Source organism: Pseudomonas sp. MF6747 (genome assembly GCF_963890955.1).
GTDB lineage: Bacteria > Pseudomonadota > Gammaproteobacteria > Pseudomonadales > Pseudomonadaceae > Aquipseudomonas.
In genome coordinates this window covers 214,598-238,678 of record NZ_CAWPSZ010000052.1, presented here as the reverse complement: position 1 = coordinate 238,678, position 24,081 = coordinate 214,598, and the positions used below count along the sequence as shown (strand labels likewise).

Below are 24,081 nucleotides of genomic sequence, written 5' to 3'. Positions count from 1 at the left end.
ATCATGATTCGTGATGCAACCGAGCAAGACCTGCCGGCCATTCGAGACATCTACAACGACGCGGTGCTCAACACCACGGCGATCTGGAACGAACAACCCGTCGACCTGGCCAACCGTCAGGCCTGGTTCGCGGCGCGTCAGGCCCAGGCGTACCCGATCCTGGTGGCGGTGGAAAACGATGAAGTCACCGGCTACGCCTCGTTCGGCGACTGGCGACCCTTTGAAGGCTTTCGCTACAGCGTCGAGCACTCGGTGTATGTGCGCAATGACCAGCGCGGCAAAGGCCTCGGCCCGCGCCTGATGCAAGCGCTGATCGAGCGCGCCCGCAGCGCCGGCAAACACGTGATGGTCGCAGCCATCGAAAGCGGCAACCAGGCGTCTGTTCGCCTGCATGAGCGCCTGGGTTTCACCACCACCGGGCACATGCCGCAAGTGGGCATCAAGTTCGGCCGCTGGCTGGACCTGACCTTTATGCAACTGACATTGAATCCGGGCGCCGAACCGCCCAAGGAGTGAGATCGATGAACACTGCTCAACTGCGTCGAGTAAATGCTGAAAGTTTTGCCCATTACCGTCTGGGCTTGATCGAGCTGTTGCTGGACGCGGTGAAGCATGGTGCGTCGGTAGGCTTCATGGCGGATTTCGATGAAGCCCAGGCCCGCGACTATCTGAAGGGCGTACAAGCCAGCATCGAAGACGCCAGCCTGCTGCTGTGGGTGGTGGTGCGCGATGAACAGGTGATCGCCAGCGTGCAATTGGCGCTGTGCCAGAAAGCCAATGGCCTCAACCGCGCCGAAGTGCAAAAACTGTTGGTACACAGCAGCGCCCGCCGCCATGGCCTGGGCCAGCAATTGATGAGCGCTCTGGAACTCGCCGCGCGCCAGCACAAGCGCGGCCTGCTGTACCTGGACACCGAAGCCGGCTCCGGTGCCGAAGCCTTTTACCAGTCGCTGCGCTACACCAAAATCGGTGAATTGCCCGACTACTGCCAAAGCCCGGACGGGCGCTACAGCCCGACCGCCATCTACTACAAGACCCTGGGGCAACCTGCATGATTCCTGGTGAATATCAGATCCAGCCTGGCGATATCGAACTGAATGTGGGCCGGCGTACCGTCAGCCTCAGCGTGGCCAACAGCGGCGACCGGCCGATCCAGGTGGGTTCGCATTACCATTTTTTTGAAACCAATGACGCGCTGACGTTTGACCGCGCGGCGAGCCGTGGCATGCGCCTGAATATTCCGGCCGGGACGGCGGTGCGGTTCGAGCCGGGGCAGAGCCGTGAGGTCGAGCTGGTCGATTTGAGCGGCGGGCGGCGGGTGTTCGGATTTGCCGGACGGATCATGGGCGACCTTTAGGGCCTCATCGGGGGCAAGCCCCCTCCCACATTTTGACCGCGTCCACAAACCAAAGGTGGGAGGGGGCTTGCCCCCGATAGCGGACTCACATTCAACATAATTTTTCAGGGTTCACACACATGAAAATCAGCCGCCAAGCCTACGCCGACATGTACGGCCCCACCGTCGGTGACAAGGTCCGCCTGGCGGACACCGAGCTGTTCGTCGAAGTCGAAAAAGACTTCACCGTGTATGGCGAGGAAGTGAAGTTCGGCGGCGGAAAAGTCATCCGCGACGGCCAAGGCCAAAGCCAGTTGCTCGCCCATGAGGTCGTGGACACGCTGATCACCAACGCGCTGATCATTGACCACTGGGGCATCGTCAAGGCCGACGTCGGCCTGAAGAATGGCCGCATTCACGCGATCGGCAAAGCCGGCAACCCGGATATCCAGCCGGGCGTAACCATGGCCATCGGCGCCAGCACCGAAGTGATCGCCGGAGAAGGCATGATCCTCACTGCCGGCGGCATCGACTCCCACGTGCATTTCATCTGCCCGCAGCAGATCGAAGAAGCGCTGACCAGCGGCGTCACCACCATGATTGGCGGCGGCACCGGCCCGGCCACCGGCACCAACGCCACCACCTGTACGTCAGGCCCGTGGCACCTGGCGCGCATGCTTCAGGCCAGCGATTCGTTCCCGATGAACATTGGCTTCACCGGCAAGGGCAACGCCAGTTTGCCGCAGCCCTTGATCGAGCAGGTCAAGGCCGGCGCCATCGGTTTGAAGCTGCACGAAGACTGGGGCACCACGCCTGCGAGCATTGATAACTGCCTGAGCGTCGCCGATGAATATGACGTGCAGGTCGCCATCCACAGCGACACGCTGAATGAATCGGGCTTCGTCGAAACCACGCTCGCCGCGCTCAAGGGCCGCACCATTCACACCTACCACACCGAAGGCGCCGGAGGCGGCCACGCGCCAGACATCATCAAGGCCTGCGGCTTCCCGAACGTGCTGCCCAGCTCCACCAACCCGACCCGGCCGTTCACTCGAAATACCATCGACGAGCACCTGGACATGTTGATGGTCTGCCATCACCTGGACCCCAGCATTGCCGAAGACGTGGCCTTCGCCGAAAGCCGCATCCGCCGCGAGACCATCGCCGCCGAAGACATCCTGCACGACCTCGGCGCGTTCTCGATGATCAGCTCGGACAGCCAGGCCATGGGCCGCGTCGGTGAAGTCATCACGCGCACCTGGCAGACGGCCGACAAAATGAAAAAACAGCGCGGTCCGTTGCCGGGTGACGGCGAAGGCAACGACAACTTCCGCGCCAAGCGCTACATCGCCAAGTACACCATCAACCCGGCGATCACCCACGGCATCAGCCATATCGTCGGCTCTATCGAAGTCGGCAAGTGGGCCGACCTGGTGCTGTGGCGCCCCGCATTTTTTGGTATCAAACCGACCCTGATTCTCAAAGGCGGCGCGATTGCCTCAAGCCTGATGGGCGACGCCAATGCGTCGATTCCCACACCGCAGCCGGTGCACTACCGCCCCATGTTCGCCAGCTTCGGCAGTTCGTTGCATGCCACCAGCCTGACCTTTATCAGCCAGGCGGCGCAGGCAGCCGGATTGCCCGAAGCCCTGGGCCTGAAAAAGCAGATTGCGGTGGTCAAGGGGTGTCGCGACGTGCAGAAAACCGACCTGATCCACAACGACTACCTGCCGGCTATCGAAGTGGACCCACAGACCTACCAGGTCAAGGCCGACGGCGTACTGCTGTGGTGCGAACCGGCCGACGTGCTGCCGATGGCGCAGCGTTACTTCCTGTTCTGACGCCTCGGCAACCAGGTCATGGGGTTCTGCCCAAGGCCTGGTCGCTGAGTTGGCGCAGCAGGTTTTTGCGCGCCACGCCCATTGCGCTCAACTGCGCGAAGTACACCTCATCCGATATCACCTGCCCCGGGCTCAGCTCGCTGGCAGGCAACCCCAGGCGCCGTCCGGCTTCTTCGATGGTCTTGCGCAGCGCGAGTTTGTGCGGCGCGGCCAGACCGCCGTCGGCAGCCCACGCTTGCTGCGCCACCAGCAAGTCGTCCAGGGCATCGGCCTTGGCTTTCAACTCATCGAACTGCGCACGGTTGGCACCTTCCAGGTAAGTGCACCAGAAGTCCTGTTCCAGCAGGTTTTCCCTGAGCAGGTCACCTTGCTCCAGGCGCGTGACACGCTCAAACGCGGCATCCAGCATCGCCGCCGTGACGTCCGGCTCGCGGAACATCATGCTGCGCGACTGCCAGGGCAGGTCCAAGCGTTGCGCGAGCCCCGTGACGTACGCCAGGTGGATCTCGACTTCGTCAATCGGGCGCAACACCCTGCCCTGCGCATCGCGGTGAACAATCGGGTCGCCATTGCCGTTGTACTGGGCAAAGCGCCGGCCGCTCTTGAGCAATTCGCCTACGCGGGCATGGGCAATCCGGCCAAGCTCGTCCAGGCGTGATTTGCCCTTGGCGAGGTCCAGCAGTTCAAGCCCGACCAACTGCTCATTGGGCACCGAATAAGCTTCGCTCAGGAGCACTTCAACCCCCATGGCGTTGAACAGTTGCGCACCGGCATCGACACAGGTGGTGGGCGCACTGGCCATCTGGAAAAGCTTGTCGCGCAGAGAGGCATCGGCGTACGCGGCCTCCAGCATGCGCCAGACTTTAGCCGCCAATTCATGCTTGTAGGCCGGGGAGGCCGCGTCGGACGACTCGGAGAGCTTTCTGATTTCGTCAAAAAAACCCTCGGCGCCCGGCGACGCCTCCAGTGCATCCCACAGCGGTTGCTTGGCTTCCCACTGCGTCGGCGTCAGCTCGCCCTTCCAGTGGATACTGTCTTGCGCGCCCCGTGGCGGAAACCGGCGTTCGGGGTCCAGACCAATCGATTCGATATACAGCTTGAGCCTGGCGAGAACGTCGGGGCTCAACAGGTTGCGGTCTACCACCGTGCGGGCAATCAGCGCCGCGCGGTCAGAGCCGGGTGCCACATCGGGTATACGGCTCAACCGATTGGCAGTCATGTTCAGATAGAACCCACGCGGCCTGACCCGCCCGAACAGGCCGGTGGGCCAACGGTCCAGCCCGGTATTGCTCAGCAACAGCATCTGCAGGTTGGGCATTTGGCTGACATCCGGCGCCAGCCCCAGCGGGTTGCCTTCGAGTTCGAGCATCCACAGGCTTCGCAGTGCACGTAACTGCGCCACGCCGTGCGCGTCCAGCACGATGTGGTTTTCCGAGAGGCTCAATACCCCCAGGCGCGGCATCCGCGACAGCGGCGCGGGCAGGCGGGTCAACCGGCAATTCTCCAGATTGAGGCTGGACACGCCGGTGAAGTACGTGAGGAAGCGGTGGTTATCATCGCCAAAATCGCTTTCGGACAGGTTCAATTCACTGACGTGACCAAAGCGGGCCGTCAGCGCCGGCAAACTGTCGAGCTGGCGGCGAATGCGCACGCCACTCAAGTCGATCTGCTGGCCCAGGTAGTTGCCCAAGTGATCGATATGCCGGGGCCCGATGCCACGCCAGGCGTCCTTGAGCGCGCGCACAATTTTGCTGCGCACCTGCAGTTGCCGCCGGTAAGCGGCACTGCCGAATTCACCGACACCTTCGATAGGCGCGCTCAGCCAGGTTTGCAAGGTGTGATCCAGGGTCTTGTATTCACCTTCCAGGCTCTTGAGCCACTGGTCATTGAAGGGGTCGTTGTCTGCGCGCAATTGCGTCAGTTCTTCGGTGCTGATGTCCGGGAACAATGCACGCACACGCTCTTCAATAATCTGCCCCCAGGTGCCTTGCCCTCTGCCGCTCAGCGGATACCCGCGGCGGCCGTCCGGCAGTCGCCGCGCCGGGACAAAAAATGGCCGGCTGTCGGGCTGCATCCCCAGTACCTTGAGCAATTGCTGACGGGGCAGCGCATACCGTTGAATCAACGCTTTCAGCGCCAGCCCTTGCCCAACATGAGGCAGGCCCAACGACGTCCGGTGCGCGTCAGTCAGCGCGTGCTGCAACGAGTCGTAGAAACTGTTGATGCCATGCAAGGCGTTGGCCTCCTCGTCGAAGGCCTGGTACTGCCCGTCCGCTACCTGCACGATCACTTTGCGGTGGGAAGCATTGACGGGCCCATAGCTGGCCCGCAACGCACCATTGAACCCCTCGGCACGTACCTCCAGGCGCAAGTCGTCTTGCCAGCCCGGCAGGGTTTCCAGGGTGTTGAGCACCAGCGCCTCGGTGTCCGGGTTGGCCAGGGCATCCAGGTAAAGGCCTGCATAGGCGCGAACCAAACGCATCTGGCGTTGCAGTTGATGCGCCTGCGTGGCCAACGCCAAAGGCATTTTGCCGCGGGTTTCAAGCGCGCTCACCTGACTGGGCCGCGCCCGCGCCAGCAGCTCGCGGGCCATGATCGCGGGCACCCCTTTGAAGTCGCGCTGCAACAGCTGCACAGCTTTTTCGGTGGGCGGTTGCTGGTCGGCATAGAAGCTTTGGAACAGCGTGGATCGATACTGCCGGGCGTGCTGCGCCAGCCGGTTCTGCAGCAACGTCGCACGCTGCAACGGGTCGTGGGGCGCGTGTTGCCCGAGCAGCTCGCGGGCATGCTCATCACTGAGCGCACGCGCCACCCGCTCGGGGAGCTTGCCCGCCATCAGGTCCGGAAGGCTGATCCGGATCACCTTCTGAACCGGGGTAATCCCATCGCCGTAAAGCACCGCGTCGCCACCCTCGCTCCTGAACCCCTCAATCGCCCAGGCACGCGGCCAACCTGGCAGGTGCACCATCAGCGCCGCCGCATAGCTGGCCAAACGGCTCGATAAACGCCCACGGTCGATCTGCTCACTCACACTCACCGCATCGGCGTAGGCACGAAACTGCCGCGCGGTGTCGATCAACACCGCAGGCACCGGTTCACTTTCGACATGCAAGCGGCGCAACACGCTTTCGTCAACGTCACTGACCCGCCGAATCTGCTCAAGCTGGGCGTCGCTCAAGCCATCCAGAAACGGCCCGAGGCGCCGCATCAGGCGCGGCTGCTCCCAGCCCAGCGGATACTCCGCCTCATGCACCCAGCCACCGACACCGTTATGGCGCACCTCAGGCTGATAAGCCTCCAGCCGGCCAGGATGCTGGAGGCGACTTTTACCGGGATACGGCTCGCGCTTGAGCACAAACGTCCTGCCTTCCAGGTTCAGCACATGCTGATTGGCACGTCGATGTACGCCCTCCTCAGAGGCGACAGACTCAGGCGCCAAGGCAATGTCCGCCACATAGGGCTGGATGTCGGGCTTCCATAAACGGGTTTTCCCGCCGGGCAGCCGCACGCTTTTAAGCTGTTCGATAAACGGCGACACCGTGAAGTGAAACGCCACGCCACCGGCGGCCAGCATCGCCAGGTTTTCCACGACATCGTTGAGGTGTGACCAGCCAGCTTCACGGTCCCCTTGCGCCATGTCGACAACACCTTCGAAGGTCTCGTACAGCAACTGCCCGGCCGTCACCGCGAGCATGGCGTAACCCAGCGGCGGTACTGCCATCGAGACCACATTGACCACCAACAGCCCCAGGTTCAGGTAGTGCGACAGGCGCCTGGAGCGGTCGCGCGCATCCGCTTCGGCCGTCGGGATGGCCTGTGTTTTAGCATCGTCGAACAGGCGCACCAGCATGCCTTCATACAGCTCGTCCCACAGCTCGACCTCTTCCCAGATCTGTTTGAACGCTACGCCATTGATATGCAGGTTCGGCCCGCTGACTGGCACGCGCGAGGTGTGCGCCGGGTCGCCCAGGCTTGAGCTCGCCCAGCGCGTCTCAGGCGCCAGCACACCCGACCAGAAGCGCCCTTGCTCGGAGCGCAGCCACTGGGCAGCCTGCGACTGCAGCGGCGCGTCGACGACCAGTTCGGTCAGCCGATGAAAATAATAAGGTCGATCTTTTTGCGCCACGAAGCGGCTGAAAAACAGTTGGAAGTCGGTGGGCGACCATGGCTGCGAACGGTCGGCCCGGGGCGCCCCCTGAGTCAATCGGTCGGTCATGGCCTGCACAAACGCCGAAGACGTTTCGTAGCGTTTGATCGGGTGCTGCGGGTCGTTGGGGAACCAGGCGATAAACCAGGTGCTGTAGCGGTATTTGACGCACGGCTCGATCAATACGCAGCCCTGCAAACGCAGGTTCATCACGGTTGGCGTGCGATACCAGAGCTGTTTGTCGCCGACCCGGATGTTTTTCTCGCCGCTGGCCACGCGCATCAACAAGGCGAAATCGCCGTCGCCAATGTCGCCCTTGAGCAGCGCCAGATGGGCTGCGGCGCTGAACGCATCTTTTTGGGCGGTGAGATAGCGCTGGCGCAAGACGGCCTGGGACACCACGTCATCAGAACGCAAATGCGACTGCAGGTAGGCCTGGTACTGGCCGCCCAGATCGAGGTCGCGACACAGTCGGGCAAACGCCTCAAGCGTCATGCGCGTGGGGTGCCGCTCGAAATGGCCGCGCTCATCGGGTTGAGTGATAAAGCCGGACGCGCTGTTGAAATGACCGATTGCTGTTTCAGGCGCCTCGAAATTGTTCAGGGCCGCCTGCAGCAGGGAGAAGGTCTTGGGCACGAAACCCCCGGTCGCTCTGCCGAACGTATCCTGAGCCGGGCTATAGAGGCGCACAAAGGTCTGCTCTACGTCCAGTTCATGCCCCGCGTGTTTCAACGCGGTTTCCAGCAACGGCCGGGCAAACGCAACGAGCGTCTGGACCTTGCCCTGGAGCTTTTCCCAGGCGTTGGTTGACTGCCAGGTGGCGTCCAGCACGGTTTTGAGGGTGTCTTTTTGCGCCGGTGTCGCTTGCGCATACCAGGGCGCTACAAGGGGTTTGACGCCGCGCAAGCCAGAACGGTTTTGCGTAGACGCCTGCACCAGATACGGCGGGATGACAGAGGACAGAAACGCGTAATGCTGCCCTTGGTCCCCCGGCAGCGCGAGCGCCGGGGGAAGGGTGATGTGAAGGTCCATGGCGGGTTCCCTTGGGAGGTGATAAAGCGCTGGAGCTTATTCACCACCCACCATTGGCTGGGCCTATCTATGCAGTGCTGCCCTGCAGTGCTCGGTGCCTGGACGCGAGCGTCCTGGCGTCAGCTGTTCCAGTTTTCTCGCGGATCGAACGCGGCTTTTTTTGCCAGCTCCTGCCACAACGCCTTGACCTCATCGTCGCTGGTCTTCGGCATCACGGCCTTGAGCTGCACGAACAGGTAACCGCGCTGCCCGGCCTTGTTCAGCAGGCCATGACCTTTGGCGCGCATGCGTTGGCCGTTCTGGCTGCCGGCCGGCACCTTGAGGTTGATCTTGCCGGTGAGGGTCGGCACGGCCACTTCTGCGCCCAAGGCCAATTCCCATGGCGCCAGGGGCAGGTTGATGATCAGGTTTTCGCCGTCCACTTCAAACCGTGGGTGCGGCGCAAACTTGATGATCAGGTACAGATCGCCATTGGCGCCACCGCCAATACCCGGCGCACCCTGGCCCTTGAGGCGGATGCGCTCGCCGTCGGCCACGCCGGCGGGGATTTTCACGTTCAGGCTTTTGATGGTGTTGCTGACGTGACGACCCGAGGCGTCGTATTGCGGCACCTGGAAGCTGATCTGCTTGGACTCGGTGGACAGCGTCTCTTCAAGGAATACCGACAGCTGCATTTCCACGTCCTGGCCCTTGCGCCCGGTTTGACGGCGCTGACCGCCGCCAAACGCGTCGCCGCGCGAGCCGAAGATCGAACTGAAGAAGTCCGAAAAGTCGCCCGCGTCCTGGCCGCCGCCAAAGTCGCCACGGCTCTGCCAGCCCGGAGGCCCCTGGAACGGCTGGCCATGTTGGCCATATTTGCGCAGTTCGTCGTATTCCGCGCGCTTATCAGCGCTTTTAAGCGCTTCATAGGCTTCGGACGCGTCCTTGAATTTCTCTTCGGCGTCTTTTTCCTTGCTCACGTCCGGGTGATATTTGCGTGCGAGCTTGCGATAGGCGGCCTTGATTTCCTTGTCATCGGCGCTCGGCTCGACACCCAGAATCTTGTAGTAGTCTTTGAAATCCATCGGCGGTTCACCATCCTTAATCGAGATCGCACAGCCCGGGGCACAACGTGCGCTGCATGCACCTGTTGAGTGATGTGGCCTGGGGGTGCGTCAAAGTGTTATCGGCGCTAGCCGTATGCAATAGATGTGGGGGCAAATCCCGCACTTTCAAGCACGATTTAACGGATGGTCGGCCTACGCATCCGTGCCCGACTGGCATACACTGCGCGGCCGTTTTTCAACCGGAACCCGATAGACATGAAAAACCCATCCCCAGCCCGTGCCTGCGGTATCGACTTCGGCACGTCCAACTCCACCGTCGGCTGGATCCGCCCCGGCATGGAAACGCTTATTGCGCTGGAGGACGACAAGATCACGTTGCCGTCGGTGGTGTTCTTCAACTTCGAGGAGCGCCGACCGGTGTACGGTCGCCTGGCCCTGCACGAGTACCTGGAAAACTACGAAGGCCGGCTGATGCGCTCGCTCAAGAGCCTGCTGGGCTCCAAGCTGATCAAGCACGACACCAGCGTACTCGGCACGGCAATGCCGTTCACCGACCTGCTGGCGCTGTTTATCGGCCAGCTCAAGAGCCGCGCCGAAGCCAACGCCGGCCGTGAATTCGAAGAAGTGGTACTGGGTCGCCCGGTGTTTTTCGTCGATGACGACCCGATGGCCGACCAGGAAGCGGAAAACACCCTGGTCGATGTCGCCCGCAAAATCGGTTTCAAGGACATTTCCTTCCAGTACGAACCGATTGCAGCAGCGTTCGACTACGAGTCCACCATTGAGAAGGAAGAGTTGGTACTGATCGTCGACATCGGCGGTGGTACGTCCGACTTCTCGCTGGTGCGCCTGTCACCGGATCGCCGTCACAATGACAACCGTCACGACGACATCCTTGCCACCGGCGGCGTGCACATCGGCGGTACCGACTTCGACAAACAGCTCAGCCTGCAAGGCATGATGCCGCTGTTCGGCTACGGCAGCCGCATGAAAAGCGGCGCCTACATGCCCACCAGCCACCACATGAACCTGGCCACCTGGCACACCATCAACTCGGTGTACTCGCAAAAATCCCAGCTGGCCCTGGGCAGCATGCGCTACGACATCGAAGACACCGGCGGCATCGACCGCCTGTTCAAGCTGATCGAACAGCGCGCCGGGCACTGGCTGGCCATGGAAGTGGAAGAAACCAAGATCCAGCTGACCCACGAGGACAGCCGCCACGTGTTGCTCGACCGGGTTGAGCCGGGGTTGAGCGTGGAGCTGAGCCGCGCGCTGTTCGAGTCGGCCATCGATGGCTTGCTCGAGCGCGTGCGCAATAGTGTCACGCAGCTGCTGACCGATGCGTCGGTCAGTGTGGCGCAAGTGGACACGGTGTTCTTTACCGGGGGCTCCAGCGGCATTCCGGCACTGCGCCACAGCATTTCGGCGATGTTGCCGAATGCGCGGCACGTGGAAGGCAATATCTTCGGCAGTATCGGCAGTGGTTTGGCGATTGAGGCCAGCAAGCGTTACGGCAGCTGACCGGCCCCGATTTCACTCACACAGCAAATCCAAAATGTGGGAGCGGGTTTGCTCGCGAAGGCGGTGCTTCAGTACCAGATGTGCTGACTGACACACCGCTTTCGCGAGCAAGCCCGCTCCCACATTTTTTTGAACGGTGAAGACCGCCTAGTGGTGATAAACCGTCCACACCCCAATCAGTATCAGGCCCCACACCACCGCGCCCGGCACGATCACCAGGTAGTTCCACAGGTTAAAGCGAGCGTTGCTCTGCCCTTCCGGGTCACCTGCCGCGAAATTGACCAGGCCCTGGGCGTGTTGAAGGATGTAGGCACACAGCGGAACCGCCAGGAGCATCAGCGGCTTATAGGCAAACCAGGGCTGGAAACGGTCAGCGGCTATTTCGAAAAGCCGGGCGCCGACCGTCACCACCACGAACACCGTCGCCCATTGCTCAAAGTCAAAATCGAACTTTCGGCCGCTGCGGGCCACGCGATCAGCGGCCCGACGATAGAGCTGGTGGATAAAGAAAATAAAAAAAATGGCGCGCGCCAACGGCGAGATGTCCACCTGATTGGCCTTTTTGTACAAACTCCAGTTTTTATACGACCAGATGTAGGTGTACAGCCCAAAGCTCAGAACGCTCAACACCAGCAGCTTGGTTTTGGAAATGACGTAAAACTCTGAAGTCGTCTTTACCGTCTCGGTCAGCTCCGCCGCTGGCGGAGCGTAGATATTGTCGCTCACTGCTTGCTTCCCCTTAATTCCCTTTAAAGTTCAAGTGAGTGCGTTAAACCATTCCGGCGAGCTTCAGCTCACTCTTCAAGTACGCATAGTAAATCGGCCCCGCCACCACGCCCGGCAGGCCGAATGCGGCTTCGAACACCAGCATCGCCAGCAACAATTCCCACGACTTGGCGCTGATCTGCCCGCCAACGATGCGCGCGTTGAGGAAGTACTCGACCTTGTGGATCACGATCAAATACCCCAGCGCCGCCACTGCGACCCAAATCGACAGCGACAACGCGACGATGGTGATCAGCGTATTGGAGATCAGGTTGCCGATCACCGGCAGCAGGCCGACCAGGAAGGTCAGCACGATCAGGGTCTTGGTCAGCGGCAGGTGAATCCCGCACAGCGGCAGCACGATCCCGAGGAAGATCGCAGTGAACAGGGTGTTGAGCGCGGCGATCTTGATCTGGGCGAAGACGATGTTGCGAAACGCCTGGACCAGCAGGTGCAGGCGGTCGAACAAGGCGGCGGCCAGCGGTTTGCGCTTGGTCAGGTCGGGCACGCGCTGCAGGGCAATGATCGCGCCCAGCACCATGCCGATGAGCAGGGTGACGAACATGTGGGCAGCGTCTTTGCCGACCAGTTGCAGTTCGCTCAGGTGCTTGCTCAGCCAGTCGCCGATGGCCACGCGAAACTCGGCGGCGCTGGCGGGCAGGTAGGCGTCGAAAAACGGCGGCAGCTGGCCGCGCGCGCGATCGACCACACCCATGAATTTGTCGAGGGAAGCCCCGGGATTTTCCGCTTCGTGGAGCAGGAAACTGATGGCGCCGGCAAAGATCAGGGCCAGCACGCTGACGATCAAGGTGCCGAGCAACGCCACAGCGAGCCAGCGCGCGCGCCGACCTTCGATCAGCCGCTGCAATTGCGGGGTGAGCATGTTGACCAGTTCATAAACCAACAGGCCGGCCAGCAGGCTGGGCAGCAGCTTGAGCGGCAGGACCAGCAATAACCCACCGAAAATGATGATGCAACTGACCAGCAACAACACGTGACGCTGAGAAAACGTTGGCATACAGCCTCAAAACGAACGGCGTTAAAGGATGGGCAGTCTGCCAGCCTTGAGGGAATCAAGCGAGAGGCCAGGGTGTGAATGCGATCAACTGTGGGAGCTGGCTTGCCCGCAATAGCATCACCTCGGTTTGCCTGATACACCGAGGTGTCTGCATCGCGGGCAAGCCCGGCTCCCACACCTGAACGCCAGCGTACGCGAAAGCGTGATCAGCTACCCTTGAGGCAAGTGCTCATAAAGGTCTTGCGTGCATCGCCGGTCAACGCCTTGGTTTTCGCCGTGGCATTGCAGTCTTTCATCTTCTGCTGCTGGGGCGTCAGGGTCTTGGCGTCGTTGGCTGCCGGAGCGGCCTTGAGGCACGTGCTCATGAATGTTTTGCGCTCGTCGCCCGTCTTGCCTTTGGCTTCGGCGTTGCAGGTGGTCATTTTTTGTTGCTGGGCGGTCTGTGCGGCGGTGGCGGCAAACCCTTGGGAACACAGCAGCAGGCCCATCATCAACAGCGGAATACGCAGCATCTTCATGGAGTTTTCTCCCTGTTACCGTGCCGGGGGGGCACGGCCTACGCAGGAGTGTAGTCAAAGCCCGTTACATCTTCACCGACCGCGAATATTAGTTCGACGATACTGCTCCGGTGTGCAGCCGGCGTGGCGCTGGAACATCGCGATGAACGCCGAGGCGGTGCTGTAACCCAGGTCAAATGCCACGTGTTGCACGCTGCGCTCGCTGTCGAGAGCCTCGATGGCCGCAAGGTAGCGCAGGCGCTGGCGCCATTCGCCAAAGCTCATGCCCAACTCCCGCACAAATTGCCGCGCCAGGGTGCGTTCGCTCACATGCACCTGCTCGGCCCAGTGCGCCAACGGGCGGTTGTCCCCGGGCGCGGCCTGCATGCCTTCAAGCACACCGAGCAGGCCGGGGTGACGCGCGTAGGGCAGGAAGCAATCGTGAATCGGCGCTTGTTTGAGTTGGTCCACCAGCACCTGGGCCAAACGGATATCGGCTTCGGTCTGCGGGATATTGACGTCACGCTGGGCAAAGTCGCTGAGGATGGCTTTGAGAATCTCGCTGATCGCCAGGGTGCACGGCGCCTGCGGCAATTGCTCGCAGAGTTCCGGGGCCAGGCCTACCGAACGATAGACAATCGCCTGGGCGTTGTAGGAGCTGTGCTCGGTGTTCGGCGGGATCCACACCGCGTACTGCGGCGGCGACATAAAGCGGCTGCCGGCCACTTCCATGCGCATCACGCCGTTGGCCGAATAGTCCAGCGAACCCCAGAAATGCCGGTGCGGGGTGCACTCGGTGTCGGGGGCGAAATCGGAGTAACGAAAGTAGACCGGGCTCGGCAGGCTGTGGAAATCCGCGAGGCGTACGGTGTGTCTGGCCATATTGTCTGGATACAAAGGTCGGTTGTCTGGATCGCAGTATAGGCTTCGATCCAGACAAGGGATAATCCCGCCTCATCAACACACCTGGTTCCTTTCAATGCAATACGCGTATCCCCTGCTGGCCATCTTCATTTGGGCCGGTAATACCGTGGTCAACAAACTGGCCGTGGGCACCCTCTTCCCGGCAGAAATCGGCTTTTACCGCTGGTTGCTGGCGGCGCTGCTGTTTACCCCGTTCATGCTCAAGCCGGTGATCGCCAACTGGACGCTGATTCGCCCGAACCTGGGCAAGATCTTCATCCTCGGCGTATTGGGCATGGCGGTGTATCAAAGCCTGGCCTACTACGCCGCGGCCCTGACCTCGGCGACCAACATGGGCATCATCCTCTCGCTGATGCCGTTGATGGCATTGACCGCCGCCATTATCAGCCTCGGCCAGCGTCTGACCTTCGGCGCGCTGACCGGTGCGGTACTGTCGTTTGCCGGCGTGGTGGTGGTGGTGTCGGCCGGTAGTCTGGGCGCGTTGCTGCAACATGGGCTCAACCTGGGCGACGCCATGATGCTGATCGCCACCCTGGCCTATGCGGTTTACAGCACGCTGCTGAAAAAATGGCAGTTGCGCCTGCCGCCCCTGGTGTTGCTGTATTTGCAGGTGCTGGTGGCGGTGGTGGTGCTGTTTCCATTGTTCCTGTTCTCGAACAAGGCTGGCCTGGGCTGGGCGAATATTCCGCTGGTGCTGTATGCCTGCCTGCTCGCCTCGATGCTCGCGCCGTTGGCGTGGATGCATTCGGTGAAGACCTTGGGGCCAAGCCGCACCACGCTGTTTTTCAACCTGCTGCCGTTGATTACCGCGCTGATTGCGGCGGTGGTGCTCAAGGAAGAGCTGGCGATGTACCACTTGGTGGGTGGATTGCTGACATTGGGCGGGGTGATTTTGTCGGAGCGCTGGACCACGCCGGTGCGCCAAGAGGTCAGCGTCGCCTGATAGACCGCTATCGCGGGCAAGCCCGGCTCCCACAGCTGACCGTGTTCCAAGCTTGGAATGGGGGCGAATGTGGGAGCTGGCTTGCCTGCGATGAACGATGACGCGGCCCACCAGCTAAACCCCGGCAGCCTTCAACCGCTGCGCATGTTCAACAAACAACCGAATCGGCTCCGCCCCCTTGCCCACCAGCCCCATCGACTGGTTGACGATATCAAAGTGGTCCAGCGGGTAGTCATCGCCAATCACCAGCCCCAGGTGTGAGCTGTAGCGCCCGACCATGCCGTCGCACTGGCCTTTTTCGCGCACAAAGCTGCGCGCAAACAACCGACAACTGCGGTGTGTGCCGTCCAGCAGGTTACGCCCGCGATCGGTCTTGCCCGGCTGCAAGGTGCCGGACCACGAGTAATAACGCACGCCGTTGACCACCTCGGCGCCCTGCCCGCCCCATGTTGACGGCAAACCCTGGGGGAACTGACGGTTGAACAGCGCCACGCCTTCGCAGGTCAGGGACTGGTGCGAGGCCTGCACATCCACCTTGAAGCGCGGCCCGCGATAGCCGGTCTCAAGCACGCTCATCACCCAGGCAGCCAAATGCAGCACCGCGCTTACGAGCCGGCCCTTCCAATGGTCTGCGGGGTAATGAACCTGGAAGTGGTCTGCCAATTCCGAGCCATGGTTAGGCCCGGCCACCGATGTCACCGACGCCACCCATTCTGGACGCCTGGCCGCCGCGTAACGTGCCGTCAGCGAGCCCTGGCTGTGCCCGATCAGGTTGACCTTTTCGGTACCTGTTTGCCGGCGAATGCGCTCGATCTGGGCCAGCAACTGCTCGCCGCGCACCTCACTGGCGTTCAGCGGCGCCACCTGCACCGGGAACACCTGCGCGCCGCCCGCCCGCAACGCCGGGACAATGCCGTACCAGTAGGGGAACAGCCCCAGGCGCACAAAACCCAGCATGCCGGGCACCAACACAAGCGGGTAACGCGTGGCGAGGGATTCGTCCATGCAGCGGATATCCTGATCGGGAAGACGATACGGTCATCCTAGACCACGCGAGATGACCGCCCCGTGACCGCCAGCGCTTTAGAAATGCCCCGCCAGGTCGTGCAGCTGGCGCTCGGCTTCCACACAGGCACGCAGGAACACGCTTTTGTCCGACTCTTCACCTTCGGCAGCGATCACCCGAATGTCATCGATGCCGATGTAACCCAGCGCTGTGCGCAGGTGCGGGTCGGCGTGGTTCATCGCCTCGTTTTCGCCACCGGGGCCAAACCCGTTGCCGCCACGGCTGGTGATGATCAGTGCGCGCTTGCCCTTGAGCAACGGCTGGTAGTGCGCGATGCCCTGGCTGTCGTGACTGATGTCGAAGGTCAGCCCCATGCGCACGATTTGATCGATCCAGGCCTTGAGGCCGCTGGGTACACCGAAGTTGTACAGCGGCATGGAAATCACCAGCCGCTCATGTTCAATCAGCTCGCCGACCAGCTCGTCACTCAGTTGCAGGTCGGCCTTCATCACCTTCGGCAGGGACTGCGGCTCGGGGTAAAAATTTGCCGCGACGAACGCCTCGCTGACATGCGGAATAAAAGCCCGACCGACTTCGCGCCGGGTGATCTGCGCATCAGGGTTGGCCGCCTGCCAGGCATCGAGAAACGATTCGGCCAAACGCCGGGAGTGAGAACGTTCGCCACGCGGGCTGGCGTGGACCACTAGCATTTTTTTCATCTGTTAAAACCTTCACAGGGTAGACTCGGGCAATCGGTATAACTGCCGCGCTTGCTCGCAAATCTAGAGCCGGGCGCGCTGACCGACAAATGAGCAATAGTTATTCCAGATGAATTCATCTCATTCATGGAGCCCCTGATGTTTGCCTCGCTGCCCCTTACTGCCCTGCGCACCTTTGAATCAGCCTCGCGCCTGTTGAGCTTCAAGGCTGCTGCCCAGGAACTGTCAGTCACACCCACGGCGGTGTCCCACCAGATCCGCGCGCTGGAAACCTGGCTGGGCGTGCGATTGTTCGAACGCCTGCCGCGGCAGGTGCGCCTGACCGAAGGCGGCGAGCGCTTGTTTCACAGCGTGCACGGCGCCCTGCTGGACGTGGCGCAAAGCGTCGACAGCCTGCGCCCGCAGCGCAGCGCCGGCCATCTCACGGTGTCCACTACGCCGGCGTTTGCAGCCCTGTGGCTGGTGCCTCGACTGGGGCGCTTCTACACCGCCCACCCGGATATCAACTTGCGCCTGGACACCCAGTGCGAGGTGGTCGACCTGCAGCAGGACGCCAGCATCGATCTGGTGATTCGCTACAGCATCGGCGATTACCCGAATCTCTACGGCCAGTGCCTGTTCGATGAGTGCTTTGCGGTGTATGGCGCGCCTGACGTGGTCGCGCGGGCCAGCGCGCAAGTGCCGACGCTGATCAGCGTGCGCTGGCACAATTCCCGGCTCTATGCCCTCGGCTGGCAAGCCTGGTGCGAAAAGGCCGGCGAGACTTGGCTGAACCACGCACTGCCGTTGCGCGAATACGACGAAGAGCATTACGCGCTGCAAGCGGCGATCGCCGGCCAGGGCCTGGTGCTGGCAAGCAATATTCTGGTGTCGGAAAGCGTTGCCACCGGCTTACTGGTGCCCTACCGGCCGCAGATCAGCGTGCAAGGGGCCGGTTACAGTGCGCTTTGCGTGCCGGGCCGTGAACGGCATCCGCCGGTGCGCGCGTTTTTCCAGTGGGTACAGGCGCAAGCGAAGCTGTCCGGCCAGACACTTTAAAATCCGATAAAACTTTTTGCGTCGCGCAGCACTCACAACTTGGAGCGATCACGCCGGCAGAGCGTGGCGTAAAACCGGATTAGCACCAGGAGATTGAGATGACTGAAGCACATTTGACTGACGTTGCGACCCTGCGCTCACGCGCCCGCCAGAACGTCGAAAACGGCGCCGTCACCGAAGGCTACGACGCTGACCGCGAAGAAATCATTCGCCTGCTCAACGCGTCACTGGCTACCGAGCTGGTGTGCGTGCTGCGCTACAAACGCCACTACTTCATGGCCACCGGCCTGAAAGCCAGCGTCGCGGCCGATGAGTTCCTGGAGCACGCCACCCAGGAAGCCGAGCACGCCGACAAACTGGCCGAGCGCATCGTGCAACTGGGCGGCGAGCCGGAATTCAACCCCGACTTGCTGTCGAAAAACTCCCACGCTCAATACGTGGCGGGCAACAACCTGAAGGAAATGGTCTACGAAGACCTGGTAGCCGAGCGCATTGCCGTGGACAGCTACCGCGAAATCATCCAGTACATCGGCGACAAAGACCCGACCACGCGTCGCATCTTTGAAGAAATCCTGGCCCAGGAAGAAGAACACGCCGACGACATGGCGGATATTCTGCAGGACCTGTAACCCGCCATACCGCTGAACCCATGTGGGAGCGGGCTTGCTTGCGAAAGCGCAGTGTCAGTTGATGAAAGTGTCGACTGAACCACCGCTATCGCAGGCAAGCCAGCTCCCACATTTGGTTTTGGGTTGCGTCAGTTACTCTTTCACTGTTTTCGGCGCCTGACAGGGCGGATACTTTGAGAGCCCTGTATCCCGCCACACCGCTGAACCCCTGTGGGAGCGGGCTTGCCCGCGAAAGCGGTGGGCCAGCCAATGAAGATATCGACTCAACCACCGCTATCGCAGGCAAGCCAGCTCCCACATTTGGTTTTGGGTTGCGTCAGTTACTCCTTCGCCGTGTCCGGCGGCTGATCAGGGTGGATATTTTGTTAGCCCAGTAACCCGCCACAGTGCTGAACCCTGTGGGAGCGGGCTTGCCCGCGAAAGCGGTGGCCCAGCCAATGAAGATATCGACTCAGCCATCGCCTTCGCAGGCAAGCCAGCTCCCACATTTGGTTTTGGCTTGCGTCAGTTACTTTTTCACCGTGTCCGGCGGCTGATCAGGGCGGATACTTTGCCAGCCCTGCCACCCGCCACACCGCTGAACCCCTGTGGGAGCGGGCTTGCCCGCGAAAGCGGTGGGCCAGCCAATGAAGATATCGACTCAACCACCGCTATCGCAGGCAAGCCAGCTCCCACATTTGGTTTTGGGTTGCGTCAGTTACTCCTTCGCCGTGTCCGGCGGCTGATCAGGGTGGATATTTTGTTAGCCCAGTAACCCGCCACAGTGCTGAACCCTGTGGGAGCGGGCTTGCCCGCGAAAGCGGTGGCCCAGCCAATGAAGATATCGACTCAGCCATCGCCTTCGCAGGCAAGCCAGCTCCCACATTTGGTTTTGGGTTTCGTCAGTTACTTTTTCACCGTGTCCGGCGGCTGAAAGGGCAGATATTTTGTCAACCCTGCCACCCGCCACACCGCTGAATCCCTGTGGGAGCGGGCTTGCTCGCGAAAGCGGTGGGTCAGTCAATGAAGATATTGACTCAGCCACCGCTGTCGCAGGCAAGCCAGCTCCCACATTTGGTTTTGGGTTTCGTCAGTTACTCATTCACCGTTTTCGCGCCTGACAGGGCAGATATTTTGTCAGTCCTGCCATCCGCCACACCGCTGCCCCCTGTGGGAGCGGGCTTGCTCGCGAAAGCGCAGTGTCAGTTGATGAAAGTATCGACTGATCCACCGCTATCGCAGGCAAGCCAGCTCCCACTTTTGGTTTTCGATTTGTCAGTTACCTCACGGTTTTCGGCGCTTTGCCTTCCTTCATCTGCTGCAACAACGGTGCGCACTGGTTCGGCTCATCGCCGCTCGGTGCTACCAATGCCAGCAACCCGGCGGCTGGGCCGGCGATGACGCCCAGCGCGACCATGCCGGCGCCGCGCAGGGCCAGAGGAATGGCTTTCACGCCCGCATTAGGCTTGATAAACGGACCGTTGACGTACAGCGGCGAACGCAGGGAGAACAGCCGAAAGCCCTTGGACTCCGGCGTGATGGTGAGGTCCAGTTGTTCGGTCGCCATGTTCGCCGTGCCGTCGATGTAGATGATCGCGTTCTCGGTATCGAACACAAACAAACGCGTCGTCGCCAGGCCGGTCTTGATACCGAAGTCTGCCGCCGCGCAGTTGATCTTCACTTCCTTGTCGCCAAACAAGCGGCCCACCACGTAGTTGCCTACGTTGAGCCCGGCAATTTCCATCAGCCCACGGCTGATCGCGCCATCGTTGATGAGCATTTTCAGGTCGCCGTTGGACGTGCCCAGCAGCGCCGCCACGGAATTGCCGCGCCCCGAAATGTCCGCGTCGCCGTTGAGTTCACCGAAGCTGGTTTTCATTGGCTCGAAGGTTGGAAACAGCTGTTTGAGCTTGAAGTTACGCGCGGTGAGTTTGGCGCGACCTTCCATCGGCACGGTGCGACCGTTCAAGCGAATCTGCGCATCCAGCTTGCCGCCGGCGACGCCGAAACGCAGGGGTTCCAGGCTGAGTTCGCCGTCATTGAGCACCAAGTGGGTGTAGAGGTCGGTGAACGGCAATTCAGCGCTGTGCACGATGCGCTTGCCGGTGAACTCTACGTCGGCGTCCATCTCGCGCCAGCGCTCGGTGCGGAACTCTTCCACCGGCAGCACTTTGGTCGCCGGTTGCTTGCTTTCACCACCGCGGGCTTTTTGCTTGGCGTTGGAGTCGGCGCCGATCAAGGGCGCGAGGTCCGCCATCAGCAGTTGGTTGGAAACCAACGCGCCACTGAGTTTGGGCCGTGGCTGGCTGGCGACGTAAGCCAGGTTGCCATGGATGTCGCTGTCGCCGATCTTGCCGTTGAAGTTCTCGTAGCGGAATGACGCGCCGCTGGTTTCATGCAGTTTGGCGATCAGGTGGCCGTCAGTGGAATAGGCCGGCGAATCTGGCAGCGTCACGCCGGTCAGTGGGTACAGATTGCCCAGGCTGCTGCCGGCGAGTTTCAGGCGCAGGTCCAGGGCGCCAAGGTTCAGCGGGTCGGTCAGGGTGCCGGCCAGCGCGATGCTGGTGTCGGCGATTTTCACCTGGGCTTGCAGCGGGAACGGCTTGGCCGCGTCCTGCAAGGCGAGCAGGCCGCCGATCTTGCCCGTGCCCTCGAGTTTCTGGCCGTGGTACTGGCCTTTGACCTTGAGGCCAAACGCGTAATCCTGAGGCGCCGAACCTTTTTCCAGGGCCTTCTTGGCATCGGCGTCGCCGACGATCTCGCCGAAGGGAATCGGTTTACCCAGCGGGTCAATGATGACGTCCAACTGACTCTTGAGCGTCTGGTCGTCCAGGGTCACGTGGCCCTTGTCGAAGCCGATGGCACCGATGTCCACCACCCAGCTGGACGGCTCGGCGTTGGGGTCTTTGGGATCGAACTTGAAGGTCCAGTTGGCGCGACCGTCGGCCAGGCGCTGCAGGTCGGCACTCGGCTCGGTGAGGTCGATACGTGGAATCACCACACGCTGCGCCAGCAGCGCCAGCGGTGAAATGCGCAGTTCCACGCGTTTGAGCGTGACCATCTGCGGTTTTTTCGACCAGTCCGGGTTACCCAGCGTCAGGTCTTCGGCAATCACGTGCGGCCACGGCACCCAGGCACGCCAGCCGCCTTCGTCAGGCTCACGCGCCCACACCACCGCCAGGTTGCCATTGATGGCAAAGGGGCGATGCAGCTCTTCGGAGACCTTGGCATTGATCGGCGGTTTTATGCGGTTCCAGTCAAAGAACACCAGCACCAAGACCACCACGGCGATTAACAGAACGAAGCTGGCGCAGCTCCAAGCGACGATTTTACGAGTGCGCGTCATTGCACAGGACTCCTGGTTACGACTGAGGGTGCGCGTTGCCACGCACCTTTTGACTACAGCTTATAAGGCTACGACTGACAAATGGCGTGGGGGTTTAGCCCAAGTACGAATTCCGAGCAAAAAAAGCGATTCCTCCTACAGCTCGAATCGACCAAACCATCAACAATGCACCGGTGTTACCCATGAACGGGTCGAAAATACCCACCATGGTGCAAAACCGCGGGCTTGAGAGGCGCGTTCTAGAGCCTCTGATGGGAACAATCAATTCTGTTGATTATTACCATTGTGTTTATGAACTTTTATATCGACTTATCGAGAGTAGCATTAGCCCTGTACCCACTTTATCGCCCTCCTAAGGAGCAACCCTCATGAAACGCCAAATACTCGCTACTGTTCTGCTGTCTGTCCTGGCTTCCAGCGCCTTTGCCCTGCCAGCCACTGAACAAGCCACCCCACAGAACAAAGCTCAAGCCGTTCAATCCAGCCAAACCCTGGCTCGCAGCGGTTCGCAAGAAGACGAAAACCGTGACTACGCCAAAGGCGCCGTTGCAGAAAATGGTTCGGAACACGCCAACAAACGTGCTTACACCGAAGGTGTTGCTGAAGGTGGCCGTGATCGCCTGGAACAGAAAGGTCTGGTAGAAGGCGGTGCTGAACAAGCCAACAAACGCGCCTACACCGATGGCGTTGCCGAAGGCGGTGCTGATCGTCTGCAAGAACTGCATCAAGCACAGAGCTAAGCCCGTGGTGGCCGAGAAAAAAGCCCGATCAGCCGATCGGGCTTTTGCTTTTTGACAGACCGCCTCCCGCCTCACTCCCGCCAAGTTCGACGCCGACGAAGCTGTTTTGCTAGAGTGCGTCGCTGTACTTGCCGACAAAGTCCGCCCGCCGATGCTGCCCCGCGCTGAACAGAAGCAACAGACCCGCCTCGCTTTGATGGACGCAGCCCGCCATCTGATGGAGTGTGGCCGCGGGTTCGGCAGCCTGAGCCTGCGCGAAGTGGCCAAGACCGCTGGCATTGTGCCGACCGGCTTCTATCGCCATTTTGACGACATGGATCAGCTGGGCCTGGTGCTGGTAAGTGAAGTCGGCCAAACCTTCCGCGCCACAATTCGCCTGGTACGCCACAACGAGTTCGTGATGGGCGGCATCATTGATGCGTCCGTGCGGATTTTTCTGGATGTGGTGTCGGCCAACCGATCGCAATTTCTGTTCCTGGCCCGCGAGCAATACGGCGGCTGCCTGGCCGTGCGCCAAGCCATCGGCGCCTTGCGCGAAGACATCACCAGTGACCTGGCGGCTGACCTCACGCTGATGCCCAAGCTCCAGCACCTGGATGCCGAAGGCCTGCACGTGATGGCCGACCTGATCGTCAAAAGTGTATTCGCCACCCTGCCCGACATTATCGACCCGCCGGCCCAGGCCCTGCCTGCCCACCTCACGCCCCAGGCGAAAATCACCCAGCAATTGCGCTTTATCTTCATCGGCCTCAAGCATTGGCAAGGCCTGGGCAGCACCGAGTAAGCCGATCAGCCCGCCGCGTGAAAGCGTTTGGCAGTGGTGTAGTGCTTTTTCCAATAACGGCTGCTCAACGAATCGATGCGCACGCGCTTGCCGGTGCTGGGCGAGTGGATAAATTTGCCTTTGCCCACATACAGGCCGACATGGCTGATCTGCCCACTGCCATTGCCCTTGAAAAACACCGCATCGCCCGGCTTGAGCGCGGCTCTCTGAACCGTCGCGGCGCTTGATCGATGCATTTGCGATGTAGTGCGCGGCAGGCGGATATTGGCTTCGGTCTTGAACAGATAGACCAGCAGGCCGCTGCAATCGAACCCTTGGCCGACGCTGTTGCCGCTGCCGTTATAAGGTGTGCCGAGCAACGCATGGGCGCGGTCGACAACACGCGTGATCGGCGCGCCAGGCAGCGCATTGGCCGCAACCGACCCCGCGGCACACCACAGACTGAAAATGACCAGACACGTAAAACCTTTGAACATGATCGACGCCGCGGTGAATTAAGGACGGCGAATATCCTAATGAAACAGCCCGTAAGTTCTTGAACGCCCTATCCGGCGTTCGTGTAGGTCAATTCCTGGAAAATTCCAGCACGAATCAGATGAAAGAAATTTCATGCAGCGCGCTACGGATCTCAACGCAAAACGCCCACATCCGGTGCTATAAATCCTGTCACGCACCAATTAGAAGCACTGTCAGAATCGACTGACGCCCTATTCGGTGGCACGCCGGTGCTTGCCTACAAGGATTTCCCACGCGCGTGCGTGATTGGC

The 24,081-nt window shown here is 61.1% G+C and carries 20 protein-coding genes; 10 read left to right on the top strand and 10 right to left on the bottom strand.

The genetic code is table 11. The features are described from left to right. Nucleotides 1–3: 3 nt before the first annotated feature. From AACW30_RS29685 to ureC, 4 genes are all read left to right on the top strand, one after another. A complete protein-coding gene (locus tag AACW30_RS29685) occupies nucleotides 4–516 on the top strand; it encodes a GNAT family N-acetyltransferase (protein ID WP_169368100.1) in 513 nt (170 codons plus the stop codon). 5 nt (nucleotides 517–521) lie between these two features. After that, nucleotides 522–1,055 carry a GNAT family N-acetyltransferase gene (locus AACW30_RS29680; RefSeq protein WP_106577668.1) on the top strand — a complete coding sequence of 178 codons (534 nt, stop codon included), beginning with the start codon at nucleotides 522–524 and terminating at the stop codon, nucleotides 1,053–1,055. Further along, nucleotides 1,052–1,357 carry an urease subunit beta gene (locus AACW30_RS29675; RefSeq protein WP_106577667.1) on the top strand — a complete coding sequence of 102 codons (306 nt, stop codon included), beginning with the start codon at nucleotides 1,052–1,054 and terminating at the stop codon, nucleotides 1,355–1,357. Before AACW30_RS29680 ends, AACW30_RS29675 begins: the two co-directional genes overlap by 4 nt. A gap of 119 nt (nucleotides 1,358–1,476) precedes the next feature. Next, nucleotides 1,477–3,177 (top strand): urease subunit alpha, encoded by a 1,701-nt coding sequence (gene ureC, locus AACW30_RS29670; RefSeq protein WP_106577666.1) that lies wholly within the window; start codon nucleotides 1,477–1,479, stop codon nucleotides 3,175–3,177. 16 nt (nucleotides 3,178–3,193) lie between these two features. Here the strand turns inward: ureC and AACW30_RS29665 are convergent, their stop codons facing one another. Both AACW30_RS29665 and AACW30_RS29660 read right to left on the bottom strand, forming a co-directional pair. Further along, a complete protein-coding gene (locus AACW30_RS29665) occupies nucleotides 3,194–8,356 on the bottom strand; it encodes a dermonecrotic toxin domain-containing protein (RefSeq protein ID WP_200624049.1) in 5,163 nt (1,720 codons plus the stop codon). Between the two features lie 119 nt (nucleotides 8,357–8,475). Further along, complete coding sequence (locus tag AACW30_RS29660) at nucleotides 8,476–9,420, bottom strand: DnaJ C-terminal domain-containing protein (protein WP_200624048.1); 945 nt, start codon at nucleotides 9,418–9,420, stop codon at nucleotides 8,476–8,478. A gap of 237 nt (nucleotides 9,421–9,657) precedes the next feature. On the opposite strand from AACW30_RS29660, the gene AACW30_RS29655 reads away from it, so the two are divergent. Next, a complete protein-coding gene (locus AACW30_RS29655) occupies nucleotides 9,658–10,926 on the top strand; it encodes an Hsp70 family protein (RefSeq protein WP_012721959.1) in 1,269 nt (422 codons plus the stop codon). 147 nt (nucleotides 10,927–11,073) lie between these two features. Here the strand turns inward: AACW30_RS29655 and AACW30_RS29650 are convergent, their stop codons facing one another. From AACW30_RS29650 to AACW30_RS29635, 4 genes are all read right to left on the bottom strand, one after another. Further along, the gene (locus AACW30_RS29650; protein WP_200624047.1) at nucleotides 11,074–11,652 is read right to left on the bottom strand and encodes a hypothetical protein; all 579 of its coding nucleotides are present in this window, start codon (nucleotides 11,650–11,652) and stop codon (nucleotides 11,074–11,076) included. Nucleotides 11,653–11,695: 43 nt separating this feature from the next. Further along, the gene (locus tag AACW30_RS29645; protein WP_106577662.1) at nucleotides 11,696–12,709 is read right to left on the bottom strand and encodes an AI-2E family transporter; all 1,014 of its coding nucleotides are present in this window, start codon (nucleotides 12,707–12,709) and stop codon (nucleotides 11,696–11,698) included. 206 nt (nucleotides 12,710–12,915) lie between these two features. Further along, nucleotides 12,916–13,227, bottom strand: coding sequence for a PsiF family protein (locus AACW30_RS29640; RefSeq protein WP_106577661.1), 312 nt, complete (start codon nucleotides 13,225–13,227; stop codon nucleotides 12,916–12,918). Nucleotides 13,228–13,299: 72 nt separating this feature from the next. Continuing rightward, complete coding sequence (locus AACW30_RS29635; protein WP_119737859.1) at nucleotides 13,300–14,088, bottom strand: AraC family transcriptional regulator; 789 nt, start codon at nucleotides 14,086–14,088, stop codon at nucleotides 13,300–13,302. 97 nt (nucleotides 14,089–14,185) lie between these two features. Here AACW30_RS29635 and AACW30_RS29630 point away from each other — a divergent pair, with 97 nt between their 5' ends. Further along, nucleotides 14,186–15,073 (top strand): DMT family transporter, encoded by an 888-nt coding sequence (locus tag AACW30_RS29630; RefSeq protein WP_106577660.1) that lies wholly within the window; start codon nucleotides 14,186–14,188, stop codon nucleotides 15,071–15,073. A gap of 114 nt (nucleotides 15,074–15,187) precedes the next feature. On the opposite strand, the gene AACW30_RS29625 is transcribed toward AACW30_RS29630, so the two are convergent. Together AACW30_RS29625 and AACW30_RS29620 are read right to left on the bottom strand one after the other, a co-directional pair. Further along, entirely contained in the window at nucleotides 15,188–16,078 is an 891-nt protein-coding gene (locus AACW30_RS29625; RefSeq protein ID WP_200624046.1) for an esterase/lipase family protein, read from the bottom strand. A gap of 78 nt (nucleotides 16,079–16,156) precedes the next feature. Next, nucleotides 16,157–16,798, bottom strand: a complete 642-nt coding sequence (locus AACW30_RS29620) for an FMN-dependent NADH-azoreductase (RefSeq protein WP_200624045.1) — start codon at nucleotides 16,796–16,798, stop codon at nucleotides 16,157–16,159. A gap of 126 nt (nucleotides 16,799–16,924) precedes the next feature. On the opposite strand from AACW30_RS29620, the gene AACW30_RS29615 reads away from it, so the two are divergent. Together AACW30_RS29615 and AACW30_RS29610 are read left to right on the top strand one after the other, a co-directional pair. Further along, a complete protein-coding gene (locus AACW30_RS29615) occupies nucleotides 16,925–17,836 on the top strand; it encodes a LysR substrate-binding domain-containing protein (RefSeq protein ID WP_200624044.1) in 912 nt (303 codons plus the stop codon). Between the two features lie 98 nt (nucleotides 17,837–17,934). Then, nucleotides 17,935–18,465 carry a ferritin-like domain-containing protein gene (locus AACW30_RS29610; protein ID WP_106577657.1) on the top strand — a complete coding sequence of 177 codons (531 nt, stop codon included), beginning with the start codon at nucleotides 17,935–17,937 and terminating at the stop codon, nucleotides 18,463–18,465. A 1,258-nt stretch (nucleotides 18,466–19,723) separates the two neighbouring features. Here the strand turns inward: AACW30_RS29610 and AACW30_RS29605 are convergent. Further along, entirely contained in the window at nucleotides 19,724–21,790 is a 2,067-nt protein-coding gene (locus AACW30_RS29605; RefSeq protein WP_200624043.1) for an AsmA family protein, read from the bottom strand. Nucleotides 21,791–22,158: 368 nt separating this feature from the next. Here AACW30_RS29605 and AACW30_RS29600 point away from each other — a divergent pair, with 368 nt between their 5' ends. Together AACW30_RS29600 and AACW30_RS29595 are read left to right on the top strand one after the other, a co-directional pair. After that, nucleotides 22,159–22,530 carry a hypothetical protein gene (locus tag AACW30_RS29600; RefSeq protein WP_106577655.1) on the top strand — a complete coding sequence of 124 codons (372 nt, stop codon included), beginning with the start codon at nucleotides 22,159–22,161 and terminating at the stop codon, nucleotides 22,528–22,530. A gap of 151 nt (nucleotides 22,531–22,681) precedes the next feature. Beyond that, nucleotides 22,682–23,314, top strand: coding sequence for a TetR family transcriptional regulator (locus AACW30_RS29595; protein WP_053254084.1), 633 nt, complete (start codon nucleotides 22,682–22,684; stop codon nucleotides 23,312–23,314). A gap of 5 nt (nucleotides 23,315–23,319) precedes the next feature. On the opposite strand, the gene AACW30_RS29590 is transcribed toward AACW30_RS29595, so the two are convergent. Next, nucleotides 23,320–23,790, bottom strand: coding sequence for a C40 family peptidase (locus tag AACW30_RS29590; protein ID WP_200624042.1), 471 nt, complete (start codon nucleotides 23,788–23,790; stop codon nucleotides 23,320–23,322). Nucleotides 23,791–24,081 lie beyond the last annotated feature (291 nt).